21 protein-coding genes are annotated in these 20161 nt (G+C 77.0%); 12 read left to right on the plus strand and 9 right to left on the minus strand.

Annotated features, from left to right (window positions below; genetic code table 11):
• Nucleotides 1–19: 19 nt before the first annotated feature.
• The 3 genes from WA616_RS20010 (at nt 20) to WA616_RS20020 (ending at nt 2768) form a co-directional block, all read left to right on the plus strand.
• Nucleotides 20–166, plus strand: a complete 147-nt coding sequence (locus tag WA616_RS20010) for a hypothetical protein (protein WP_336032622.1) — start codon at nt 20–22, stop codon at nt 164–166.
• Nucleotides 167–307: 141 nt separating this feature from the next.
• The gene (locus WA616_RS20015) at nt 308–1102 is read left to right on the plus strand and encodes a class I SAM-dependent methyltransferase (protein ID WP_336032623.1); all 795 of its coding nucleotides are present in this window, start codon (nt 308–310) and stop codon (nt 1100–1102) included.
• An 85-nt stretch (nt 1103–1187) separates the two neighbouring features.
• Nucleotides 1188–2768, plus strand: a complete 1581-nt coding sequence (locus WA616_RS20020; RefSeq protein WP_336032625.1) for a methyl-accepting chemotaxis protein — start codon at nt 1188–1190, stop codon at nt 2766–2768.
• A gap of 83 nt (nt 2769–2851) precedes the next feature.
• On the opposite strand, the gene WA616_RS20025 is transcribed toward WA616_RS20020, so the two are convergent.
• Genes WA616_RS20025 through uraD form a run of 5 tightly spaced genes read right to left on the minus strand, consistent with a single transcriptional unit; the run spans nt 2852 to nt 5564 of the window.
• Nucleotides 2852–3286 (minus strand): GNAT family N-acetyltransferase, encoded by a 435-nt coding sequence (locus WA616_RS20025; RefSeq protein ID WP_336032627.1) that lies wholly within the window; start codon nt 3284–3286, stop codon nt 2852–2854.
• A complete protein-coding gene (locus WA616_RS20030) occupies nt 3286–3780 on the minus strand; it encodes a phosphoribosyltransferase (RefSeq protein WP_336032629.1) in 495 nt (164 codons plus the stop codon). The genes WA616_RS20025 and WA616_RS20030 overlap by 1 nt, the downstream gene beginning before the upstream one ends.
• Before the next feature lie 10 nt (nt 3781–3790).
• Complete coding sequence (pucL, locus tag WA616_RS20035) at nt 3791–4696, minus strand: factor-independent urate hydroxylase (RefSeq protein ID WP_336032631.1); 906 nt, start codon at nt 4694–4696, stop codon at nt 3791–3793.
• A 56-nt stretch (nt 4697–4752) separates the two neighbouring features.
• The gene (gene uraH / locus WA616_RS20040; RefSeq protein ID WP_336032632.1) at nt 4753–5070 is read right to left on the minus strand and encodes a hydroxyisourate hydrolase; all 318 of its coding nucleotides are present in this window, start codon (nt 5068–5070) and stop codon (nt 4753–4755) included.
• Entirely contained in the window at nt 5067–5564 is a 498-nt protein-coding gene (gene uraD, locus WA616_RS20045; RefSeq protein WP_336032634.1) for a 2-oxo-4-hydroxy-4-carboxy-5-ureidoimidazoline decarboxylase, read from the minus strand. The genes uraH and uraD overlap by 4 nt, the downstream gene beginning before the upstream one ends.
• 44 nt (nt 5565–5608) lie before the next feature.
• Here uraD and aceB point away from each other — a divergent pair, with 44 nt between their 5' ends.
• The 5 genes from aceB (at nt 5609) to WA616_RS20070 (ending at nt 15242) form a co-directional block, all read left to right on the plus strand.
• Complete coding sequence (gene aceB, locus WA616_RS20050) at nt 5609–7180, plus strand: malate synthase A (protein WP_336032635.1); 1572 nt, start codon at nt 5609–5611, stop codon at nt 7178–7180.
• On the plus strand, nt 7180–8421 hold the full coding sequence (locus tag WA616_RS20055) for a DUF6986 family protein (RefSeq protein WP_336032636.1): 1242 nt from the start codon (nt 7180–7182) through the stop codon (nt 8419–8421). Before aceB ends, WA616_RS20055 begins: the two co-directional genes overlap by 1 nt.
• 21 nt (nt 8422–8442) lie before the next feature.
• Nucleotides 8443–13515: a SpoIIE family protein phosphatase gene (locus WA616_RS20060; protein ID WP_336032637.1), complete on the plus strand. Its 5073-nt coding sequence runs from the start codon at nt 8443–8445 to the stop codon at nt 13513–13515.
• 135 nt (nt 13516–13650) lie between these two features.
• On the plus strand, nt 13651–14706 hold the full coding sequence (locus WA616_RS20065) for a sensor histidine kinase (protein ID WP_336032639.1): 1056 nt from the start codon (nt 13651–13653) through the stop codon (nt 14704–14706).
• A 32-nt stretch (nt 14707–14738) separates the two neighbouring features.
• Nucleotides 14739–15242 (plus strand): MarR family winged helix-turn-helix transcriptional regulator, encoded by a 504-nt coding sequence (locus WA616_RS20070; protein ID WP_073422171.1) that lies wholly within the window; start codon nt 14739–14741, stop codon nt 15240–15242.
• Between the two features lie 18 nt (nt 15243–15260).
• Here the strand turns inward: WA616_RS20070 and WA616_RS20075 are convergent, their stop codons facing one another.
• Entirely contained in the window at nt 15261–16274 is a 1014-nt protein-coding gene (locus WA616_RS20075; protein ID WP_336032641.1) for an ATP-dependent DNA ligase, read from the minus strand.
• Between the two features lie 231 nt (nt 16275–16505).
• Here WA616_RS20075 and WA616_RS20080 point away from each other — a divergent pair, with 231 nt between their 5' ends.
• Nucleotides 16506–17078 (plus strand): NADPH-dependent FMN reductase, encoded by a 573-nt coding sequence (locus WA616_RS20080; RefSeq protein WP_336032643.1) that lies wholly within the window; start codon nt 16506–16508, stop codon nt 17076–17078.
• A 26-nt stretch (nt 17079–17104) separates the two neighbouring features.
• Here WA616_RS20080 and WA616_RS20085 read toward each other — a convergent pair whose 3' ends face one another.
• The gene (locus WA616_RS20085; RefSeq protein ID WP_336032644.1) at nt 17105–17647 is read right to left on the minus strand and encodes an NUDIX hydrolase; all 543 of its coding nucleotides are present in this window, start codon (nt 17645–17647) and stop codon (nt 17105–17107) included.
• 34 nt (nt 17648–17681) lie between these two features.
• On the opposite strand from WA616_RS20085, the gene WA616_RS20090 reads away from it, so the two are divergent.
• A complete protein-coding gene (locus tag WA616_RS20090; RefSeq protein ID WP_336032645.1) occupies nt 17682–18164 on the plus strand; it encodes a J-domain-containing protein in 483 nt (160 codons plus the stop codon).
• 29 nt (nt 18165–18193) lie between these two features.
• On the opposite strand, the gene WA616_RS20095 is transcribed toward WA616_RS20090, so the two are convergent.
• Together WA616_RS20095 and WA616_RS20100 are read right to left on the minus strand one after the other, a co-directional pair.
• Nucleotides 18194–18478 carry a nuclear transport factor 2 family protein gene (locus tag WA616_RS20095; RefSeq protein WP_336032646.1) on the minus strand — a complete coding sequence of 95 codons (285 nt, stop codon included), beginning with the start codon at nt 18476–18478 and terminating at the stop codon, nt 18194–18196.
• Between the two features lie 96 nt (nt 18479–18574).
• Nucleotides 18575–18988: a hypothetical protein gene (locus WA616_RS20100; protein ID WP_073422177.1), complete on the minus strand. Its 414-nt coding sequence runs from the start codon at nt 18986–18988 to the stop codon at nt 18575–18577.
• Nucleotides 18989–19075: 87 nt separating this feature from the next.
• On the opposite strand from WA616_RS20100, the gene WA616_RS20105 reads away from it, so the two are divergent.
• Nucleotides 19076–19891, plus strand: coding sequence for a helix-turn-helix domain-containing protein (locus tag WA616_RS20105; protein ID WP_336032647.1), 816 nt, complete (start codon nt 19076–19078; stop codon nt 19889–19891).
• A 56-nt stretch (nt 19892–19947) separates the two neighbouring features.
• Complete coding sequence (locus WA616_RS20110) at nt 19948–20115, plus strand: hypothetical protein (protein ID WP_336032648.1); 168 nt, start codon at nt 19948–19950, stop codon at nt 20113–20115.
• Nucleotides 20116–20161: the final 46 nt, after the last annotated feature.

The following is a 20161-nucleotide window of genomic DNA, read 5'->3' on the forward strand; positions in this document are numbered from 1 at the left end:
CGGGCCACGGTGCGGGGGCATGACGACGTCCCTCCCCGGTCCCGAGGCGCTGTCCGAGCGGCTCGTCGCCTCCGTCACCGCGGCCCTCGAGGTCGCCGCGGTCGAGCTCGGCCGCCGGCTCGGCTGGTACCGCGCGCTCGACGGGGCCCCGGCGACCGCCGCGTAGCTGGCCGAGCGCACCGGCACCGACCCGCGCTACGCCCGTGAGTGGCTCGAGCAGCAGGCCGTCGCGGGCGTCCTCGCCGTCGACGACCCGGCCGCCGCTCCCGAGCAGCGCTGCTACACCCTGCCGCCCGGCTACGGCGCCGTGCTGGTCGACGAGCTCGACCCGCTGTACACGGTCCCGCTGGCCTGGGCGGCCATGGCCTTCGTCCGGAACGTCCCGCGGCTGGAGCGGGTCTACCGCGAGGGCACCGGCCTGGGCTGGGCGGAGATGGGCCGCGACGCCCGGGAGGCGCAGGCCGCTGCCAACCGCCCCTTCTTCGCCGGGCCGCTCGGCTCGGAGGTGCTGCCCGCGCTGCCCGACGTCGACGCCGCCCTGCGGGCCGGTGGCCGCGTGGCCGACGTCGGCTGCGGGCTCGGCTGGTCCTCGATCGGCGTCGCGACCGCGTACCCGGCCGCCCGGGTGGACGGGTTCGACGTCGACGCCCCCTCGATCGAGCAGGCGCGCGCGGCGGCCGAGACCGCCGGGGTGGCCGACCGGGTCACCTTCACGGTGGCCGACGTCGCCGCCCTCGGCGAGCGGGACGGCGGCTACGACCTGGTCACGGCGTTCGAGTGCGTCCACGACCTCGCCGACCCGGTCGGCGTGCTGTCGGCGGTCCGCGGGCTGGTCGCGCCGGAGGGGACGGTCCTGGTGGCCGACGAGAAGGTCGACGAGACGTTCACCGCGCCGGGCGGGGACGTGGACCGGCTGATGTACGGCTACAGCCTCACCTGCTGCCTGCCCGACGGGCTGTCCACCCGGCCCTCGGCGGGCACCGGCACCGTCATGCGGCCCGCGACGCTCGCCGCGTACGCCCGGGGGGCGGGGTTCGCGGGCGTCGACGTGCTGCCCGTCGAGCACGACTTCTTCCGCTTCTACGTGCTGCGGCCGGGCTGACCTGCGGCGTTTCCGCTGTAGTCGCTCCAGCGGATGCCGATGGACCTCGCGACGGCACCGGCCGTCCCCTCGCGAGGAGGCCCCCGTGGTCCGCTCCTGGTCCGACCGCCCGCTGGGCGTCAAGCTCGCCGCGCTCGTCGCCGTCGGGGCGCTGGCCCTGGCCGCCTTCGCGGTCCTCACCGTCTCCGCGCTGCGCGGCACCGGGGAGCGCACCGACGTCCTGCTGCTCACCACGCGCGCCACCGGGCAGGCGCTGGAGGCGGACATGATGCACGACGCCGTCCGCGGCGACGTGCTGCAGGCGCTGCTCACCGGCACCGGCGAGCAGTACGCCGGCGCGGTCGCCGACCTCGCCGCGCACGACGCCACGTTCCGCGAGGTGCTCGCCGCCGTCGGCTCCTCCGGCCTGGGCGACGACGTCGCGGCCGCCGTCGAGCTGGTCACGCCGGAGGTCGAGGCCTACCTCGCGAGCGCCGGCCGCATCGTCACCCTGGCCGGCCGCGACCCGGCCGCCGCCCGCGCCGCCTACCCGGAGTTCGCCGCCGCGTTCGCCGTGCTCGAGGACGACCTGCCCGCCGTCGGGGAGGCCGTGACCGCGCGGGCCGACGCCGCCGCGCGGGCCAGCGCCGACCAGCGGGACACCGCCGTCACCCTCGCCGTCGTGGTCGCCCTCGCCGGCGTGCTGGTGCTCGCGGCGCTGGGCTGGGCGGTCACCCGCTCGGTGGTGCGGCCGCTGCGCCGGGTCGCCGCCGTCGTGGCCGGGATGGCCGACGGCGACCTGCGCGGCGGCAGCGGCGTGACCAGCGGCGACGAGGTCGGTCGGATGGCGGTCGCGCTGGAGACCGCGCTGGCCGACGTGCGCGGCGTCGTCGCCGCGATCGGCGACGGGTCGGCCACCCTCGCCGCGGCCACCGAGCAGCTCTCGGCCAGCGCCGCGGACATGGCCCGCCTGGCCGACAGCTCCTCCACCCGCAGCGGCGTCGTCGCCACCGCCGCCGGGGAGGTGTCCACGACCGTCTCCACCGTCGCCGCGGGCTCGCAGCAGATGGGCGCGAGCATCCGGGAGATCGCGCAGAACGCCGCCGAGGTGGCCCGGGTGGCCGGGCAGGCCGTCGTGGTCGCCGGCGAGACGACGGCCTCGGTGGAGCGGCTCGGCACGTCCTCGGCCGAGATCGCCGACGTCGTCCGGGTCATCACCGGCATCGCCGAGCAGACCAACCTGCTCGCGCTCAACGCGACGATCGAGGCGGCGCGGGCCGGCGAGGCGGGCAAGGGGTTCGCCGTCGTGGCCACCGAGGTGAAGGAGCTGGCGCAGGAGACCGCGCGGGCCACCGAGGACATCGCGCGGCGCGTGCAGGCCATCCAGGCCGACACCGACGGTGCGGTCCGGGCGATCGGGGAGATCACCTCGGTCATCTCCGTCATCGACCGCTCGCAGGGGACCATCGCCGCGGCGGTCGAGGAGCAGACCGCGACGACGGCGGAGATGGACCGCAACGTGGCCGCCGCGGCCGGGTCCGCCGAGCTGATCGCCGCGAACATCGCCGAGGTCGCGGGCGCGGCCGGCGCGACGACGCAGGCGATGGGCGACGCCCGCGCCGCCATCGAGGAGGTGGCCCGCATGGCCGCCGGGCTGGCGTCGTCGGTCGCGCGCTTCCGTTACTAGGAGGACCCTCCCGCCCCCCCGCCACTCGCACGCCCGCGGCGGGACCCTGCAGGAGGGCCGACCCGGCACGTCGCAGCCGCGGCTCAGAGTCCGAGGGCCAGCACCGGCTCGTCGTCGGCCATCTCGCCGGTACGCGCGAAGCCGAGCGAGCGGTAGAACGGCTCCGGGCCGCCCTCGCCGTCGACGACGCTGACCCGCAGCTCCCGCACGCCCTGCGCGCGCACGTACGCGACCACCTGCTCGACCACCTGCCGGCCGATGCCCCGGCCCTGCGCCGAGGCGTCGACCATCAGCCGCCACAGCATGTGCCCGAGCTCCTCGGGGGAGTCCCAGAGCATCACGAAGCCGACCAGCCGCCCGTCGGAGCGCACCGCGCGGCACCAGGCCTGCGGGTACACGTACGCCTCGGCGATCGAGACGGCGTTGGGCGCCACCAGGTGCTCCTGGCCGGGGGCCACGCGCAGGTCGCACACCGCCCGCACGTTCTCCGGGGTGAGCGGCTCGAGCTCGACCGCCATCAGTGCGGCGGGCGGGCGCTGCGGCTGCGCACCGGGGGCTGCGAGGACCACGGGAAGTCGATCCACGCGTCGGTGCGGCGCCACACGTAGTCGCACTTCACCAGCGACCGGGACTTCTCGTAGACGACCGCGGTCCGCACGTCGGAGACGTAGCCGGCGCAGAAGTCGCGCACCAGCTCCAGCGTCTTGCCGGTGTCGGCGACGTCGTCGGCCACGAGCACCCGCGCGCCGGTCAGGTCGACGGCGTCCAGCGTCGGCGGCAGCACCACCGGCAGCTCCAGCCGCTCGTCCACGCCGGTGTAGAACTCGACGTTCATCACGAACAGGTTCTTGACGTCGAGCGCGTAGCCGAGTGCCCCGCCGAGGAACAGCCCGCCGCGGGCGATCGACAGGATCAGGTCGGGCTCGAACCCGTCGTCGGCCACCTGCTGCGCCAGCTCGCGGGCCGCGCCGCCGAACAGCTCGTAGGTCAGGACCTCGCGCTCGTCGCTCACGGGTGCCACCTCAGCAGAAGCCGGGCGTGCCGAGCCACGCGACCTCCGCCGGCGGCACGTCGTCGCGCAGCACCGTGCCCTCGATGAGGCCGTAGGGGCGGTCGTCGGCGTGGTAGACGAGCACGTCGTCCTCGCCGGGGGTGTTGGTCAGGCCGTAGGCGGAGAGGTCCTGCAGGAAGTGGTGCCGGTTGGGCATCGACATCCGCACCTCGGCGACGTCGGGGAAGCGCTCGAGCACCGCCTCGCCCATCGCGTACAGCGTCTGCTGCAGGGCGAGGGAGTGGGTGGCGGCGAAGGTCTCGAGCAGCGTCGTCCGGACACCGTCGAAGTGCGCGTCCCAGTCCAGCTCGGCGGAGGTGTGGCGCCACCGGGCGGTGACCGCGGTGGCGAGGACGCGGTCGCGGGTCTCGGGCAGCGTCGTGTACCGGTCCCGCGGGTAGCCCCAGAACTCCGAGCCGGTGGTCTTGAGGACGACGAGGTCGGTCAGGCCGGCGAGCACGTGCGCCTCGTCCCCGTCCACGGTGACCACCGCCGTGCGCACCTCCCCGCCGGGCCGGCGGAGGGCGTGGTCGTGCGGCCGGCCGCCGACGGCGATCCGCTCCCAGCCGTAGGACTCGACGGCGACCCGCGCGCCGGTGATCCAGTCGTAGGAGCCGGCGAGGTGGCGGGCCAGCCGCAGGCCGAACGCCTCCGGCGAGCCGACGCCGTCGCGGGCGAAGGCGAACACGGTGTTCTTCTGCGCGTCGGTGGTCAGGACGTGCGCGTTGTCGCCCTCGGTGTGCGCGGCGGTGAAGTCGCCGCGCAGGCTCGTGCTGACGTTCAGGTCCGCCACCTCGTGGCGGGGGCCGCTGCGGTCGACCGCGACGACGCGGACCTCCGCCTTCCCGTACTGGTTGGGTCCGAGCACGATCGCCATGCCGCGCAGCCTGCCGCACTCCGGTTGCGCGGGTGTTGCACGTGGAACCGCGCGCGTCAGCTCCCGCGGTAGGTCGAGTAGGCGAACGGCGACAGCAGCAGCGGCACGTGGTGGTGGGCGGCGGGCTCGGCGACGGCGAAGGTCAGCGCCACCTCCGGCCAGAACGCCGCCGTCCCGCGCGCCTCGAACCAGGCACCGGTGCCGAACACCAGCCGGTGCGGGCCGGCCGCGGTGGCCTCCTCGGTGAGCCGGCAGCGGCCGTCGTCGTCGGTGACGCCCTCGGCGAGCAGGTCGTCGCCCGCGAACAGCCGGACGGCGACCCCGGCCGCCGGCCGTCCCGCCACCGCGTCGAGCACGTGCGTGCTGACACTCACGACACCAGCCCCCGCACCCGCAGCTCGGTGATCTGCGCGAGCTGCTCGACCACCTCGGCGCGCTCGGCGTCCTCGTCGTTGGTCAGCCGGCGGCGCAGCTCGGCGAGCATCTCGTCGGGGGAACGGCCGGCCGCGCGGATCAGGTAGACGTGGCCGAACCGCTCCTCGTACTCGCGGTTGCCCGCGACGAGGGCGGCGCGGGTGTCGTCGTCGGCGCCGCCCATCGAGCCCTGCTCCCGGCGGGAGGCCTGCGCCTCGGCCGAGGAGCCCTCCACCCGGTCGCCGATCCGCGGGTGCGCGGCGAGCGCCATCTCCACCTCGTCCCACGGCAGCGCCCGGGCCACCTCGCCAGCGCGGCGGACCAGCGTGTCGGCGTCGGGGAAGGGGCGGCCGGCGACCAGCCCGGCGGCGAAGCGGGGGGCGGCGTTGCAGCCACGGAGCGCCTCGACGGCGGCGTCGGCGGGCTCGCTGTTGAACTCGTCGAGGCGGGACACGGTGACAGGATGGCAGCCCGGCCGGCCGAGGAGAGGACGCAGCGGTGACGGACGTGCGCGTGGAGGGTCCCGACGTCGAGCGGGCCGACGAGGTGCTCACCCCGGAGGCGCTGGAGTTCGTCGCCGACCTGCAGCGCCGCTTCGGCCCCCAGCGCGACGCGCTGCTGGCCGCCCGGGCCACCCGCCGGGCCGAGATCGCCGCCGCCCGGTGGCTCGACTTCCGCCCCGAGACCGCCGGGATCCGCGACGGCGACTGGCGGGTGCCCCCGCCGCCGCCCGGCCTGGTCGACCGCCGCGTGGAGATCACCGGCCCGACCGAGCCGAAGATGGCCGTCAACGCCCTCAACTGCGGCGCCGACGTCTGGCTCGCCGACCTCGAGGACGCCAACACCCCGCACTGGCGCAACGTCGTCACCGGGCAGCTCGTGCTGCGCGACGCCGTCCGCCGCCGGCTCTCCTTCACCAGCCCCGAGGGCCGGGAGTACCGGCTGCGCGAGGACGGCGACCTGCCGACGATCGTGCCCCGCCCCCGGGGCTGGCACCTGCCCGAGCGGCACCTGCTGGTCGACGGCCAGCCGGCCGTGGGCGCGCTGGTCGACGCCGGGCTGTACCTGTTCCACAACGCCGCCGAACAGCTCGCCCGCGGCAGCGGCCCGTACCTGTACCTGCCGAAGATGGAGGGGCACCTCGAGGCCGGGCTGTGGAAGCTGGCCTTCGACGCCGCCGAGCAGGCCCTCGGGATCCCCGAGGGGTCGATCCGGGCCACGATGCTCGTCGAGACCATCCCGGCGGCGTTCGAGATGGAGGAGATGCTGCACGCGCTGGGCAGCCACGCCACCGGCCTCAACGCCGGGCGCTGGGACTACCTGTTCAGCGTCATCAAGGTCTTCCGCGAGGCCGGGCCGGACTTCGTGCTGCCCGACCGGGCCGCGGTCACCATGACCGCGCCGATGATGCGCGCCTACACCGACCAGCTCGTCGCCGTCTGCCACCGCCGCGGCGCCATGGCGATCGGCGGCATGGCGGCGGCCATCCCCTCGCGCCGCGACCCCGAGGCCAACGAGCGAGCGCTGGCCAAGGTCCGCGAGGACAAGACTCGCGAGGCCGGCGACGGCTTCGACGGCTCCTGGGTCGCCCACCCGGACCTGGTGCCGGTCTGCCGGGAGGCCTTCGACGCCGTCCTGGGCGACCGGCCCAACCAGCTCGACCGGCAGCGCCCCGAGGTGTCGGTCACCGCGGCCCAGCTGCTCGACGTCGCCGGCGTCCCGGGCGGGCGCACGATGGCGGGCCTGCGCGCCAACGTCGAGGTGGCGATCCGCTACCTGGCCGCGTGGCTCGGCGGCAACGGCGCCGTCGGCATCCACGGCCTCATGGAGGACGCCGCCACCGCCGAGATCAGCCGCTCGCAGGTGTGGCAGTGGGTGCACGCGGGGGTGGAGCTCGACACCGGCGAGACGGTGACGGAGGAGCTGGTGCGCCGCGTCGTCGCCGAGGAGGTGGCCGGGATCGGCGAGCTGCCGCACCTGGACGACGCCCGCCGGCTGTTCGAGCAGGTCGCGCTGGCCGGGGACTTCCCCGACTTCCTCACCCTGCCCGCCTACGAACTGGTGGACTGATGCTGGGGGACGACGTCTACGCCGAGCTCGACCGCCGCCTCGCCCCGGTCGACGCCGCCCGGGCGGCTGCGTACCGGGGGGAGCGGCCCGGCCGGCAGCCGGTGCACACCTGCTACGTGCCCGCCGACGCCGTCGTCCCCGGGCTGGCCGCCGCGTGGGGCGCCGCGGCGCTCACGGCGCTCGACGAGCACGGCCTGCCCGACCTCGGGTACGACGGCGGGCTGCTGGACGAGGTGCTGCCCCGGGTGCGCGCCAAGCTCGCCGCCGAGCCCGTGGAGGACCTGCGGGTCGACGCCGAGGACGGCTACCGCGGGGCTCCGGACGCCGAGGACGGCGACGTCGTCCGTGCCGCGGAGGCGGTGGCCGCCGACCTCGCCGCCGGCGCCGCGCCGCCGTCGGTCGGGATCCGGGCGAAGTCGCTGGAGGGTCCGACCCGCCGCCGCGGCGTCCGCTCCCTCGACCTGTTCCTGGGTCGCCTGGGGACCGGGAGCGCCACGAGGGCCACGAGGGCCACCGTCACCCTGCCCAAGGTGACCGACGTCGAGCAGGTGCGCGCCTTCCTGCCCGTGCTCGACGCGCTGGAGGCCGCGCACGGCGTCGCCCTCGACCTCGAGCTGCAGGTGGAGACGCCGCAGGCGGTGCTCGGCGGCGACGGCGCGGTGACGCTGGCGCGGATGGTGCACGCCGCCGGCCCGCGGCTGACCGGCCTGCACCACGGCACCTACGACTACAGCGCGGCGCTGGGCATCGCGGCGGCGCACCAGTCCTCCGACCACCCGGCGCTCGACCTCGCCAAGCAGCTCATGCAGGTCGCCGTCGCGGGCACCGGCGCCCGGGCGGTCGACGGGTCCACCAACGTCCTGCCCGTCGGCCCGCGGGAGCAGGTGCACGCCGGCTGGCAGGTGCACGCCGGGCTGGTGCGCCGGGCGCTGGAGCGCGGCCTGTACCAGGGCTGGGACCTACACCCCGCCCAGCTCGTCACCCGGTACCTCGCCACCTACGCGTTCTTCCGCGGCGCGCTGCCGGCGGCGGCCGCGCGGCTGTCGGCCTACGTGGAACGGGCCGACGCCGGGGTGCTCGACGAGCCGGCCACGGCCCGCGCGCTCGCCGGCGTGGTGCTGCGCGGGCTCGACTGCGGCGCCGTCGACGACGCCGAGGTGGCCGCGGCCACCGGACTGGACCGTCCCGTTCTCGACGGCCTGGCCGGACGGGACGCGGCGCGGCCCGAGACCAGCGCCTAGGCTGCCGGGCGTGGTGGCGCGGTGACCGGGGACGCGCGCACCTCGCTCTTCACCGGCGGCGGCGAGGTGGGCCGGGAGATGGCCGCCCGCGACTGGTCGGCGACCCCCTTCGGCCCGCCCGAGCGGTGGCCGTCGGCGCTGCGCAACCTCGTGCGGATCGTCCTCACGTCGCGGTTCTCGATGTGGGCCGCGTGGGGTCCCGAGCTCTCGTTCCTCTACAACGACGCCTACCAGCGGGACACCCTGCAGGGGAAGCACCCGTGGGCGCTGGGCCGCCCGGCGTCCGAGGTCTGGGCGGAGATCTGGGACGACATCGCCCCCCGGATCGAGTCGGTCCTCGAGACCGGGACCGCCACCTGGGACGAGGACCTGCTGCTGTTCCTCCGGCGCAGCGGCTACCCGGAGGAGACCTACCACACCTTCTCCTACAGCCCGGTCTCCGACGACGACGGCGGCACCGCCGGGATGCTCTGCGTCGTCACGGAGAACACCGACCGGGTGCTCGCCGAGCGGCGGATGGCGAGCCTGCGCGACCTCGCGACGGCGGTGGCCGCCACGCGCACCGAGGCCGACGTGCTGGCCGCCGTCGGCCGGCAGCTCGCCCGCAACGACGCCGACCTGCCCTTCTCCGCCACCTACCTCGTCGACGAGGACGGCACCGCCCGGCTCGGCGCCACCACCGGGCTGGTCCCGGGGTCGGCCGCGGCACCGGAGTCCCTGGCCGACGACGCGGTGTGGCCGCTGTCCCGGCTGCGCGCGGGCGAGCAGGTCGTCGTCGACGTGCTCGACCACCTCCCCGACCTGCCCACCGGCGCCTGGGACCGCCCGCCGGCGCAGGCGCTGGCCGTGCCCGTCACCTCCCCGCTGCCCGACGCCGCCGGTGTCGCCGGGTTCCTCGTCGTCGGGCTCAACCCGCACCGCGCCCTCGACGAGGCCTACACCGGCTTCCTCGAGCTGGTCGCCGGCCAGATCGCCTCCGGCCTGGCCAACGCGGGCAGCCACGCGGCCGAGCGGCGTCGCGCGGAGGCCCTCGCCGAGCTCGACCGGGCCAAGACCGACTTCTTCAGCAACGTCAGCCACGAGTTCCGGACGCCGCTGACGCTGATCATGGGCCCGGTCGCGGAGCTGCGGTCCTCGCCCGCGCTCGCCGCCGACGCGCGGGCCGTCCAGGAGCTCGAGGTCGTCGAGCGCAACGCGCTGCGGCTGCAGAAGCTGGTCAACACCCTGCTCGACTTCTCCCGGCTGCAGGCGGGCCGCATCGACGCCCGCTTCGAGCCCGTCGACCTCGCCGCGGTCACCGCCGAGCTGGCCAGCGTGTTCCGCTCCGCCGTCGAGCGGGCCGGGCTCGCGCTCACGGTCGACTGCCCACCGCTGTCCGGGCCGGTGCACGTCGACCGGGACATGTGGGAGAAGGTCGTCCTCAACCTGCTGTCCAACGCGCTGAAGTTCACCTTCACCGGCGGCATCACCGTCCGGCTGCGCGAGCGCGACGGCGCCGCGGTGCTCACCGTCGCCGACACCGGCACCGGCATCCCCGCCGCCGAGCTGCCCCGCCTGTTCGAGCGCTTCGCCCGTGTCTCCGGCGCCCGCGCCCGCTCCGGCGAGGGCAGCGGCATCGGCCTGGCGATGGTGCGCGAGCTGGCCGGGCTGCACGGCGGGACGGTCGAGGTCGAGAGCGCGCCCGACGTCGGCACCACGTTCACCGTCACGGTGCCCACCGGCACCGCGCACCTGCCCGCCGACCGCGTCGTCCCGGGAACGGCCGAGCCGCCGGCGGTGTCGCCGGCGGCCACCCCGTTCGTCACCGAGGCGCTGCGCTGGCTGCCCGGCGACGACCCCGACGGCGGGCCGGTCCCCCCGGCGGTGCCCGGTGTGCGCGCCGGCCGCGTGCTGGTCGCCGACGACAACGCCGACATGCGCGACTACGTCGTTCGGCTGCTCGCGCCCGTGCACGAGGTCCGGGCGGTCACCGACGGCCGGGCGGCGCTGGAGTCGGCCCTCGCCGACCCGCCGGACCTCGTCGTCAGCGACGTGATGATGCCGCGGATGGACGGCATGGAGCTGCTCACCGCACTGCGCGCCGACCCCCGCACCGCGCGCGTGCCGGTGGTGCTGCTCTCCGCGCGGGCCGGCCAGGAGGCCGCGGTCGAGGGGCTGGCCGCCGGCGCCGACGACTACCTGGTCAAGCCGTTCTCCGCCCAGGAGCTGCTGGCCCGGGTCGACGCCCACCTCCAGCTGGGCCGCGCCCGGCGGGAGGCCGAGGAGCGGTTCACCGCCATGGCCGACCTCGCGCCGGCGCTCATCTGGGTGGCCGGGCCCGAGGGCCGGCGGGTGTTCCTCAACGCCGGCTGGACCGCCTACACCGGCCGCCCCGACGCGGCCGAGCTCGGCGACGGCTGGCGCGAGGGCCTGCACCCGCAGGACCGGGAGCGCTACGACGCAGCCGTCGCCGCGGCCACCGCCCGCGGCGAGGGGTGGGAGGTCGAGTTCCGGCTGCGCCGGGCCGACGGCGCCTGGCACTGGCTGTTGGAGCGGGCGGTCCCGATCGGCGGCAGCGGCCGGCCCGGCGGCTGGGTGGGCAGCTGCACCGACATCAACGCCCGCTACCAGGAGACCGAGCGGCAGACGCTGCTGGCCGAGGTCGGCGCGGCGCTCGACCGCGAGACCGAGGTGGCGGGCCAGCTCGCCGAGCTCGCCCGTCTGCTGGTCGGGCGGCGGCTGGCCGACGTGTGCTCGGTCCGGGTGGTGGGGGAGGACGGCCGCCTGCGCTACGCCGGCCGGGCCGGCGTCGACGACGGCGCACGCGCCGCGCTCGACCACCTGGAGCCGCACGCCGGGATCGGCCTGGAGGTGCTGGGCACCGGGACCCCGGTGCTGCGCACCCGGCAGTCGGGGAGCGACGACGGCATCCGGCTGGACATGCACTCGGCGCTCGTCGTCCCGCTCAGCGTCCGCGGGCGGGTGCGTGCGGTCATGTCCCTGGGCCGGCGGGGGGACGCCGCCGCCTTCCACGAGGACGACCGGGCGCTGGTCGAGGAGATCGCCGCCCGTGCCGCGCTGGCTCTCGACAACGCCCTGCTGCTGGCCGACGAACGGGCGACCGCGCGACGGCTGCGGCTGCTGCAGCGGGTCACCGCCGAGCTGTCGGCGGCCACCACGCCCGAGGACGTCGCCCGCGCCGCGGCCGGCCACCTGGTCACGCTGGCCGGACACGACGCGCGGGCCGGCGTCTTCGAGCTCGACGACACCGGCCGCGGCCTACTCCTGCTCTCCCTCACCGGCGACGACCCGGTCGACCGGGCCCGGTGGTCGGCGCTGCCGCTGTCGGCGCCGCTCGCCGTCACCACGGCGGTCACCGAGCGCCGGCCGGTGTGGATCGACGACATGGCCGACTGGCCGGGTGTGCGCGGCGACCTCGCGCCCGACCGGGCCGAGACGCTGCGCTCGTTCGGCCTGGCCGCCACCGTGGCGCTGCCGCTGCTGGTGGCCGGCCGGGTGGTCGGCGTCGTCGGCGTCGGCTTCCCGCAGGCGCGCACGTTCTCCCCCGCCGAGCGGGGCATGTTGCTCGCCGTCGCCGAGCAGTGCGCGCAGGCCCTCGACCGCGCCCGCCTGTACCGCGCCGAGCAGGGCATCGCGCAGACCCTGCAGCTGAGCCTGCTGCCCTCGCAGCTGCCCCGCCTGGAGCGGCTGGCGCTGGCCGCGCAGTACCTGCCCGGCGCGGCCGGCACGTCCGCCGGCGGCGACTGGTACGACGTCGTCGAGCTCGGCGAGGACCGGGTGGGGATCGCGGTCGGCGACGTCGTCGGCCAGGGCCCGTCGGCCGCGGCGGTCATGGGCCAGCTGCGCAGCGCGCTGTCCGCGGCCCTGCTGCAGGGCTGCGCGCCGGCCGAGGCGCTGGAGCTGCTCGACCGTTTCGCGGCACGGCTGCCCGGCTCGCTCGCCTCGACGGCGGCCTGCCTGGTGCTGGACTGGCGGGCCGGCACGGTGCGCTACGCCCGGGCCGGGCACCCGCCGCCGCTGCTGGTCGCCGACGGCCGCGCCTCCTTCCTCGAGGACGGCGCCGGCGCGGTGCTGGGCGCCCCGGGCCGCCGGCCCTACGCCGAGGGGTCGGTCGACGTCGCGCCCGGCACCACGCTGCTGCTCTACACCGACGGCCTCGTCGAGCGCCGCGGCGAGCCGCTGGACACCGGCCTCCAGCGGGTCGCCGACGCCGCCGCCGCGCTCTCCGACGTCGCCCCCGCCGGGCTGACCCGCGCGCTGCTCGCCGGCGTGTTGGACGAGACGGCGCTGCCCGACGACGTCGCGGTCATCGCCGTGCGCGTGACGCCGCCACCGCTGCACGAGACCTTGCCCGCCGACCCCGCCCGGCTGCGCGGCGTCCGGCGCGCGGTGACCGCCTGGGCCCGGGCGGCCGGCCTCTCCGAGGACGGCGTCGACGACCTGCAGCTGGCCCTGGGCGAGGCGCTGGCCAACGCCGTCGAGCACGCCTATGCCGGCAACGGCGGCGGGGGGCGCTGCGAGTACCGCCTGGAGCGGACCGCCGACGGCAGCGTCGACGTCTGCGTGCGCGACGAGGGCGTGTGGCGGCCCGCGCCCGCCGACCGGGGCCACCGCGGCCGCGGCCTGGAGCTGATCTCGGCACTGGCCACCGACGTCGAGGTCGCCCGTACGCCCGACGACGAGGGCACGGACGGCACCGGCACCACCGTGCGCTTCCGCTTCGTCCCGGCCGGCCCCGGCCCGGGCGCGCCGCCGGTGCGGCTGCGGCCGGTCGCGGAGGTGGGGGAGCCCGCCCGGCTGACCGTCTCCCGCGGACCCGACGGCCTGCGGCTGGCGGCGTCCGGCGAGGTCGACCTGGCCGCCGCCGCCGCGCTCCGGGCCGAGGCGCTGCGGGCGCTGGAGGAGCTGCCGGCCGGCGGGCGGGCGGTGCTCGACCTGCGGGAGGTCACCTACCTGGCCAGCGCCGGCGTCGGGCTCGCGCTCGAACTGCGCGCCGCGGCCGCCGCCCGGCGGGGCCGGCTTGACATCGCCACCGCCGAGGGCAGCGCACCCCGCCGGGTGCTGGCCCTGGGCGGGGTGCTCGAGAGGACCTGAGCCGGGTCCGACGGCGCGCCGCCCGCCCCGTTCGGAGGACCCGGGGCCGACCCCGGGAGCGCGCTCCCAGGAACGTGGCCCACAATCGGGGAGTTGGGCCGGAGCAGTCCCGGCCCCGGGGTGGTCGAGGGGCCAGTGGACCGAGGTACGGCGACGTCGCCGGCGAGGGCCGGAGCGGGATCGGACGCGCCTGCGTCGGACCCCGCCGCGTCCGCGTCCGCCGGTCCGGGCCTCCGGCACAGCGCCGCGCTCGTGCGCGGCCCGGCCGAGGTGGTCGACGTCGCCGCCGCGTTCCTGGACGAGGGCATGCGGGCCGGTGACCTGCCGGTGCTCGCCGCCCCGCCCGAGGCGGCCGACGCCGTCCGCCGGGCACTCGGGGTCCGGGCCGGCGCCGTCGAGGTGGACGGGCGGGTCTGCCTGCTGGGAGCCCGCGCTCCGGATGCCGTCGGCGTGCTGCGGACCGCGCTCGACCGTGCGTTGTCGAGCGGCTCGGGCCGGCTGCGCGTCCTGGCCGTGACGACGTTCGGCCCCGACCCCCGGCGCTGGCGTGAGATCCGGCGCTACGAGGCGGCCTCCAACGCCCTGGTCGGGGCGCTCCCGGTCACGGCCCTGTGCGTCTACGACCGGTCCCACGTCCCGGACGACGCGCTGGACACCGCCCGGGCCACCCACCCCGAGCTGCTGATGGGCGGCCTGCGGGTGAGCAACTCGGAGTACGTGCTGCCCGACCCGTGCCTGCGCGAGCTGGCCGCCGTCCGGGAGCCGCTCGAGACCGGGACGCCCGTCGTCGCCGTCGACGACGTCCCCACGCTGCCCCGCCTGCGCCGTGCCCTCCGCGACGTGCTGGCGGCGGTCGTCCCCGACCCCGACCAGCGCGCCGACCTGCACCTCGCCGCGAGCGAGGTGGCCGCCAACGCCTTCCGGCACGGCCGGCAGCCCGTCTCGGCGCGGGTGTGGGCCGACGAGCGGAGCGTGGTCTGCACCGTCACCGACTCCGGGCGCGGTCACGACGACCCCTTCGCCGGCTTCGTGCCCGCGCACGGCGACGACCTCGCGGCCGGCGGGATGGGGCTGTGGCTGGCCCGCAAGCTGTGGGACTCCGTGGACCTGCTCCCGGGCCCGGTCGGCGGGCTGACGGTACGGCTGGCCACCACGCTGCACGCCCCGTCGTCGTGCCGCGGGGCGGCTTGACGCTGCCGTTGTCTCACTGCTGAGGTACCGGGGTGGAGGATGCCGTCGACCTCATCCTCGAGCAGTGGGCTCGGGAGCGGCCCGACCTCGACTGCTCGCCGATGGGCGTCATCGGCCGGATCACCCAGCTGCAGCGCGAGGTGCACCTCGCCCAGCGCGCGACCTTCGCCCGGCACGGCCTCGACGCGCCGTCCTTCGACGTCCTCGCCGCCCTGCGCCGGGCGGGGGAGCCCTACCAGCTCACCCCGACCGCGCTCATGCGCACGGCCCTGGTCACCTCCGGGGCGATCACCCAGCGGCTGGACCGGCTGGAGGAGAAGGGGCTGATCACCCGCACCCGCAGCGAGGCCGACGGGCGGGCCGTCGTCGTCACCCTGACCCGGGCCGGCCGGGAGGCGCTGGACGCCGCGCTGCCCGACCACCTGGAGACCGAGCGCGGCATGCTGGCCGGGCTGTCGGAGGCCGAGCTCGCGCAGCTGTCCGGGCTGCTGCGCCGGTTCCTGGTGTCGCTCGGGCGGCTGCCCCAGCGTCCGTGACCGGCAGCGCCCCGGCCGCTAGTCCGCGGGCGGCACGTCCTCGGGGCGCAGGTCGCGGCGGACCCGGACGAAGCGGAGCGGGTGGCGGAACACCCCGGCGGTCAGGGCCGCGTCGGCGCTGACCTCGACGACGGCGGTCGGCTCGACCCGCGTCAGCGCCACCGACAGCCGCCCGCCGCCGAAGCGGCCGGTGCCGATGCGCTCCGGCCAGGGGTGGTCCTCCCCGGCGGGGGTGAGCACGGCGGCCAGCTCGGCCGACTGGGCCGGCGTGAGCGGGCCCGTGCGGCCGACGACGACGAGCTCGCCGTCGCGGTACCGGCCCGCGACCAGCTGGCCCGGCTCGTCGAGGGTGCCGATGACGCCGCCGGCGACCACCTCGGTGGTGTCCCACGTCTTGACCTTGAGCCACTCGCGCCGGCCGCCGGAGTAGCGGGTGGCCGCGCCCTTGGCGACCACGCCCTCGACGCCGAGCGGGCGCAGGTCGGCGGCCCACTGCCGCGCCTCGGCCGGATCGGCGGTGACGGGAGAGAGCTGCAGCGGCGGCGCCCACCGGCCGGCGAGCTCCTCCAGCGCGGCGCGGCGGCTGCGCAGCGGGCGGCGGCGCTGGTCGGCCCCGCCCGCGGCGAGCAGGTCGAAGGCGACGTAGGAGGCCGGGTGCGCGGCGGCCAGGGCGGCCATCCGCGACGGCGGGGTGACCAGGCGCCGCTGGAGCAGGCCGAAGTCCAGCCGCTCGCCGTTCCAGACGACCACCTCGCCGTCGAGGACCGTGCCGGCCGGCACCTGCGCGAGGGCGGCCGCGGCGACGTCGGGGAAGCGGTCGGTGAGGTCGCGGCCCTGCTTGGACCACAGCCGGGTGCCGGTGGCGCCGCGGACGACGACCAGCCGGTAGCCGTCCCACTTGGGCTCGTACCGGCAGCCGCCGGGCAGCGCGTCGCCGGTCGGCAGGTCGCGCACCGGCTTGGCCAGCTGCACCGCGACCGGCCCGGCGAGGTCGGGCGGCAGGCCGGGGAGGCCCGGGGCGGAGAGCGGCACCCGGCCAGCGTCGGGGGTGCCGGCGCGGTCCGCAGGCCCCTGAGCTGCCGGGTCACCCCATCAGGGCATGTCCGCGACGCTGCGCGACGGCGGCGGAGGCGGGCACGAGCGGCCCGCCGGTGTCCAGGCACGATCGGGTCACGAGCTGCGGGCGGGATCACGCTGCGTCCGGGATGCGGTCGGCCCGGGCAACGGTTGAGCGCTCACGAAGCCGTTCTCCCGGAGGTCCCCGTGTCCCGTCCCGTCCTGCAGGTGGTCGCCGCCAGCACCCGTCCCGGCCGCCGCGGCATCGCCGTCGCCCGCTGGGTGCAGCGCCTCGCGGAGGCCCACGGTGCCTTCGACGTCGAGCTCGTCGACCTCGCCGAGGTGGGCCTGCCCGTGTTCGACGAGCCGAACCACCCGCGGCTGCGCCAGTACGTGCACGACCACACCAAGCGGTGGAGCGCGACCGTCGACCGCGCCGACGCGTTCGTCTTCGTCACCCCGGAGTACAACCACTCCTTCCCGGCGTCGCTCAAGAACGCGCTGGACTACCTGTCGGCCGAGTGGGCGGACAAGGCCGCGGGCCTGGTCACCTACGGCGGCGTCTCGGCCGGGCTGCGCGCCTCCTCGGCGCTCAAGCCGGTGCTCGGCGCGCTGCGGGTGCACACCGTGCCCGAGGCGGTGTCGGTGCCGTTCTTTGCGCAGTTCCTCGACGAGGACGACGAGTTCGTGCCCAACGCCGAGCTCGAGGCCGGCGGGAAGGCGATGCTCGACGAGCTCGCCCGCGTGACCACGCCCCTGCGCACCCTCCGCGCCGCCTGATCCGGCCTCCAGGGGCCCTTGTCGGGCTAATGGCCCCTCAGGAGGAGGAGGGCCCAGGCGGCCAGGGACGGGCCGTCGGTGAACCGGCCGTCGGCGACCATGGCGCGCAGCTCGGTCTCCGTCACGAACGCGCTCACCATGTCGGCCTCGGTCGCCTCGCGCGCCGTCGGGCCGGGGGTGAGGTCGCCGGCCAGCCAGACGTCGAACTCCTGCGTCGACAGGCCCGGCGCGAGGTCGAGCCGGCCGAGGTGCTCGAGCCGGCCGGCGCGCAGCCCGGTCTCCTCCGCCAGCTCGGCGCGGGCCAGCTCCTCCGGCGTCCCGCCCTGCCCGGCCGTCAGCGCCTCGACGGACCAGGTGCCCTGCGGGAACTCCCAGGCGCGGCGGGCGATCGGGTGCCGGAACTGCTCGACCAGCCAGAACCCGCCGCGCTCGGCCGCCATGACGATCGCGAAGTGCGGCTTCTCGACGACGGAGTAGACGCCGGTCGAGCCGTCGGCCCGCTCGACGGTGTCCTCCCGCAGCCGGATCCAGGGGTTGCGGTAGACCTCCCGGCTGCCCGTGGTGCGCATGCAGGGGAGCCTGGCAGAGGCGGACGATGGGGGCGTGACCGACCGCAAGCCGCCCGGGGTGTCCTTCGAGACCTGGGTCGAGCGGCAGATCGGCCAGGCGCAGGAGCGCGGTGACTTCACCGGTCTGCGCGGGACCGGCCGGCCGCTGCCGGCCTTCGACCCCGACGAGACGGTGTTCGACTGGGCGGTCGCCAAGGCCCGCCGGGAGGGCATCGCGCCGGCGGAGATGCTGCCGCCCGGGCTCGCGCTGCGACGCGAGCGCGACGACCTGCCGGCCCGGGTGGCCGGGCTGCCGTCGGAGGACGCCGTCCGGGCCGTCGCCGAGGACTACAACGCCCGCGTCGAGGCCTTCTGGCGCCGGCCGCAGGAGAGCCGCTGGTCGCCGGTGCCGGGCCTGGCCGACGTCGAGGCGCTGGTCGAGGGCTGGCGCCGGGACCGCCCGCCGCCCCCGCCGCCGGCCGCCGCGCTCCCGGACACGCCACCGCGCCGCCGCTGGTGGAAGCGGCGGCGCGGCTGAGGTCGCGGGGCGGGTCCCGCGGGGCGCGGTCAGGACGGCACGCGGTCGAGGAAGCCCAGCACGGTGGCGATGCGGCCGTCCCCGTCGGTGACGGCGACGTCGAACCCGGTCACCGGGGCCTCCGCGCCGTCGGGCCCGAGGTGCCACGTGAAACGCACCTGGTCGTGGTGGGCGTCGGCGTCCCCGGCGGGCCGGAAGACGAAGCCGGGGAACTGCGCCTGGACGGCGCCGATGAGGCCGGAGAGCTGCTCGCGGCCGGAGACGTCGGCCAGCGGGTCGGTGTAGCGGACGTCCTCGGTGAACAGGGCGTCCACGAGGGCCCGGCGGGCGGCGGGGTCGGTCTCGTTCTAGGCGGCGAGGTAGCGGTCGGCGAGGGCGGGGGTGGCGGTCACGGGGGTTCTCCTTCGGTTTCAGCGGGTGCGGAGGGTGGCGAGCTGCAGGGCGGCGAACCCCGCGACGACGGCGGCCTGGAGCAGCACCCAGACGGTGCCGGCGGTCGTGAGGTCGAAGCGGCCGGCGACGACGGCGGCGACGCTGCCCGCCGTCCACAGCAGGTTGCCGCCGACGACGACCTCGACGGCGCCGGCGCGGACCGGCCGTCCGGCGGCGACCAGCGCGACGCCCGCGGCGAAGACCAGCAGGAAGCCGCCCAGGCCGCGCAGCGCCCCGGCGGGGACGCCGAGCAGGTCGGCCAGCAGCGGGGCGGCGGCCAGGTAGGCCAGGCCGTTGGCGCCGGAGACGACGGCGTCGAGGCGCAGCGCGGTGCGCAGCGGGTCGGCGCCCAGGAGGGACGGGGTGCGGGGGCGGGAGGTGGTCGTTGTCATGGCCGGAACGGTGGCCCCGGCGGGGAAGCGCGTCGATTACCTGCGAGGTAGGCGACGCCGGCCGCCGTCGTCACTAGCGTCCGCGCCGTGACCACCGCCGTCCGCCCACCCGTCGGGGAGTTGCTGCGCGGCTGGCGGCAGCGCCGCCGGCTGTCCCAGCTCGACCTGGCCTCCGACGCCGAGGTCTCCGCGCGGCACCTGAGCTTCCTGGAGACCGGCCGCGCGCGGCCGAGCCGGGAGATGCTGCTGCGGCTGGCCGAGCGGCTGGAGGTGCCGCTGCGCGAGCGCAACGAGCTGCTGCTGTCGGCCGGCTTCGCGCCCGCCTACGGCCGCCGGGGGCTGGGTGACCCCGACATGGCGGCGGTCACCCGCGCGCTGGACCTGGTGCTCACCGCGCACGAGCCGTTCCCCGCGCTGGTGGTGGACCGCTCGTGGGAGCTGGTGATGGCCAACCGCGGCGTCGACCTGTTCCTCGAGGGCCTGCCCGCGCACCTGCTGGAGCCGCCGGTCAACGTGCTGCGGCTCAGCCTGTCGCCGGAGGGGCTCGCGCCGCGGGTGCTCAACCTGCCGCAGTGGCGGGCGCACGTGCTGCACCGGCTGGCCCGCGAGGCCGACCTCACCGGCGACCCCGCGCTGGCCGCCCTGCACCGCGAGCTCACCGCGCTGCCCGGCGGCACCGACCGCTCGACGCCGGACGGGATCGCGGTGCCGCTGCGCCTGCGCGCCGGCGACGACGTGCTGTGCTTCCTCAGCACGGTGACCACCTTCGGCACCGCCGTCGACCTCACCGCCGCGGAGCTGTCGGTGGAGGCGTTCCTGCCCGCCGACGCCGCCACCGCCCGCTGGCTCGCGGCCCGTTCAGCCGGGGGCGAAGCGGGGCCTGCCGCCCGGGCCGCGGGGTAGGGGAGGGGGGCCGTCCCCACCCGACCGCCGCGCGACCCCACGACAGGGAGGACCCGATGACCGAGGTACCCGGCACCGACCGCGACCAGGCCAGGGAGAACGCGCTCGAGGAGACGCCGCTGCGTCCCGACGGCGTCGAGGAGGACACCTCCGCGCAGGGCGACGAGGGCGTCACCGGCGACGACGCCAAGCCCGGCCCCGGCACCACCGACCCCGTGACCTGAGTTGCACCGGCTGTCCCCGACGGCTCGTGCTCCCCCCGAGGCGCGG

The sequence above is a fragment of the Geodermatophilus sp. FMUSA9-8 genome, from assembly GCF_037034165.1.
Lineage (GTDB): Bacteria > Actinomycetota > Actinomycetes > Mycobacteriales > Geodermatophilaceae > Geodermatophilus > Geodermatophilus nigrescens.

Excerpts from the sequence above, each read along its gene's own strand:
- WA616_RS20010 (WP_336032622.1), top strand. The coding sequence starts at position 20 with ATGACGACGTCCCTCCCCGGTCCCGAGGCGCTGTCCGAGCGGCTCGTC.
- WA616_RS20025 (WP_336032627.1), bottom strand. The coding sequence starts at position 3,286 with ATGGCGGTCGAGCTCGAGCCGCTCACCCCGGAGAACGTGCGGGCGGTG.
- pucL (WP_336032631.1), bottom strand. The coding sequence starts at position 4,696 with ATGGCGATCGTGCTCGGACCCAACCAGTACGGGAAGGCGGAGGTCCGC.
- WA616_RS20055 (WP_336032636.1), top strand. The coding sequence starts at position 7,180 with ATGCTGGGGGACGACGTCTACGCCGAGCTCGACCGCCGCCTCGCCCCG.
- WA616_RS20085 (WP_336032644.1), bottom strand. The coding sequence starts at position 17,647 with ATGCGCACCACGGGCAGCCGGGAGGTCTACCGCAACCCCTGGATCCGG.
- WA616_RS20100 (WP_073422177.1), bottom strand. The coding sequence starts at position 18,988 with ATGACAACGACCACCTCCCGCCCCCGCACCCCGTCCCTCCTGGGCGCC.
- WA616_RS20110 (WP_336032648.1), top strand. The coding sequence starts at position 19,948 with ATGACCGAGGTACCCGGCACCGACCGCGACCAGGCCAGGGAGAACGCG.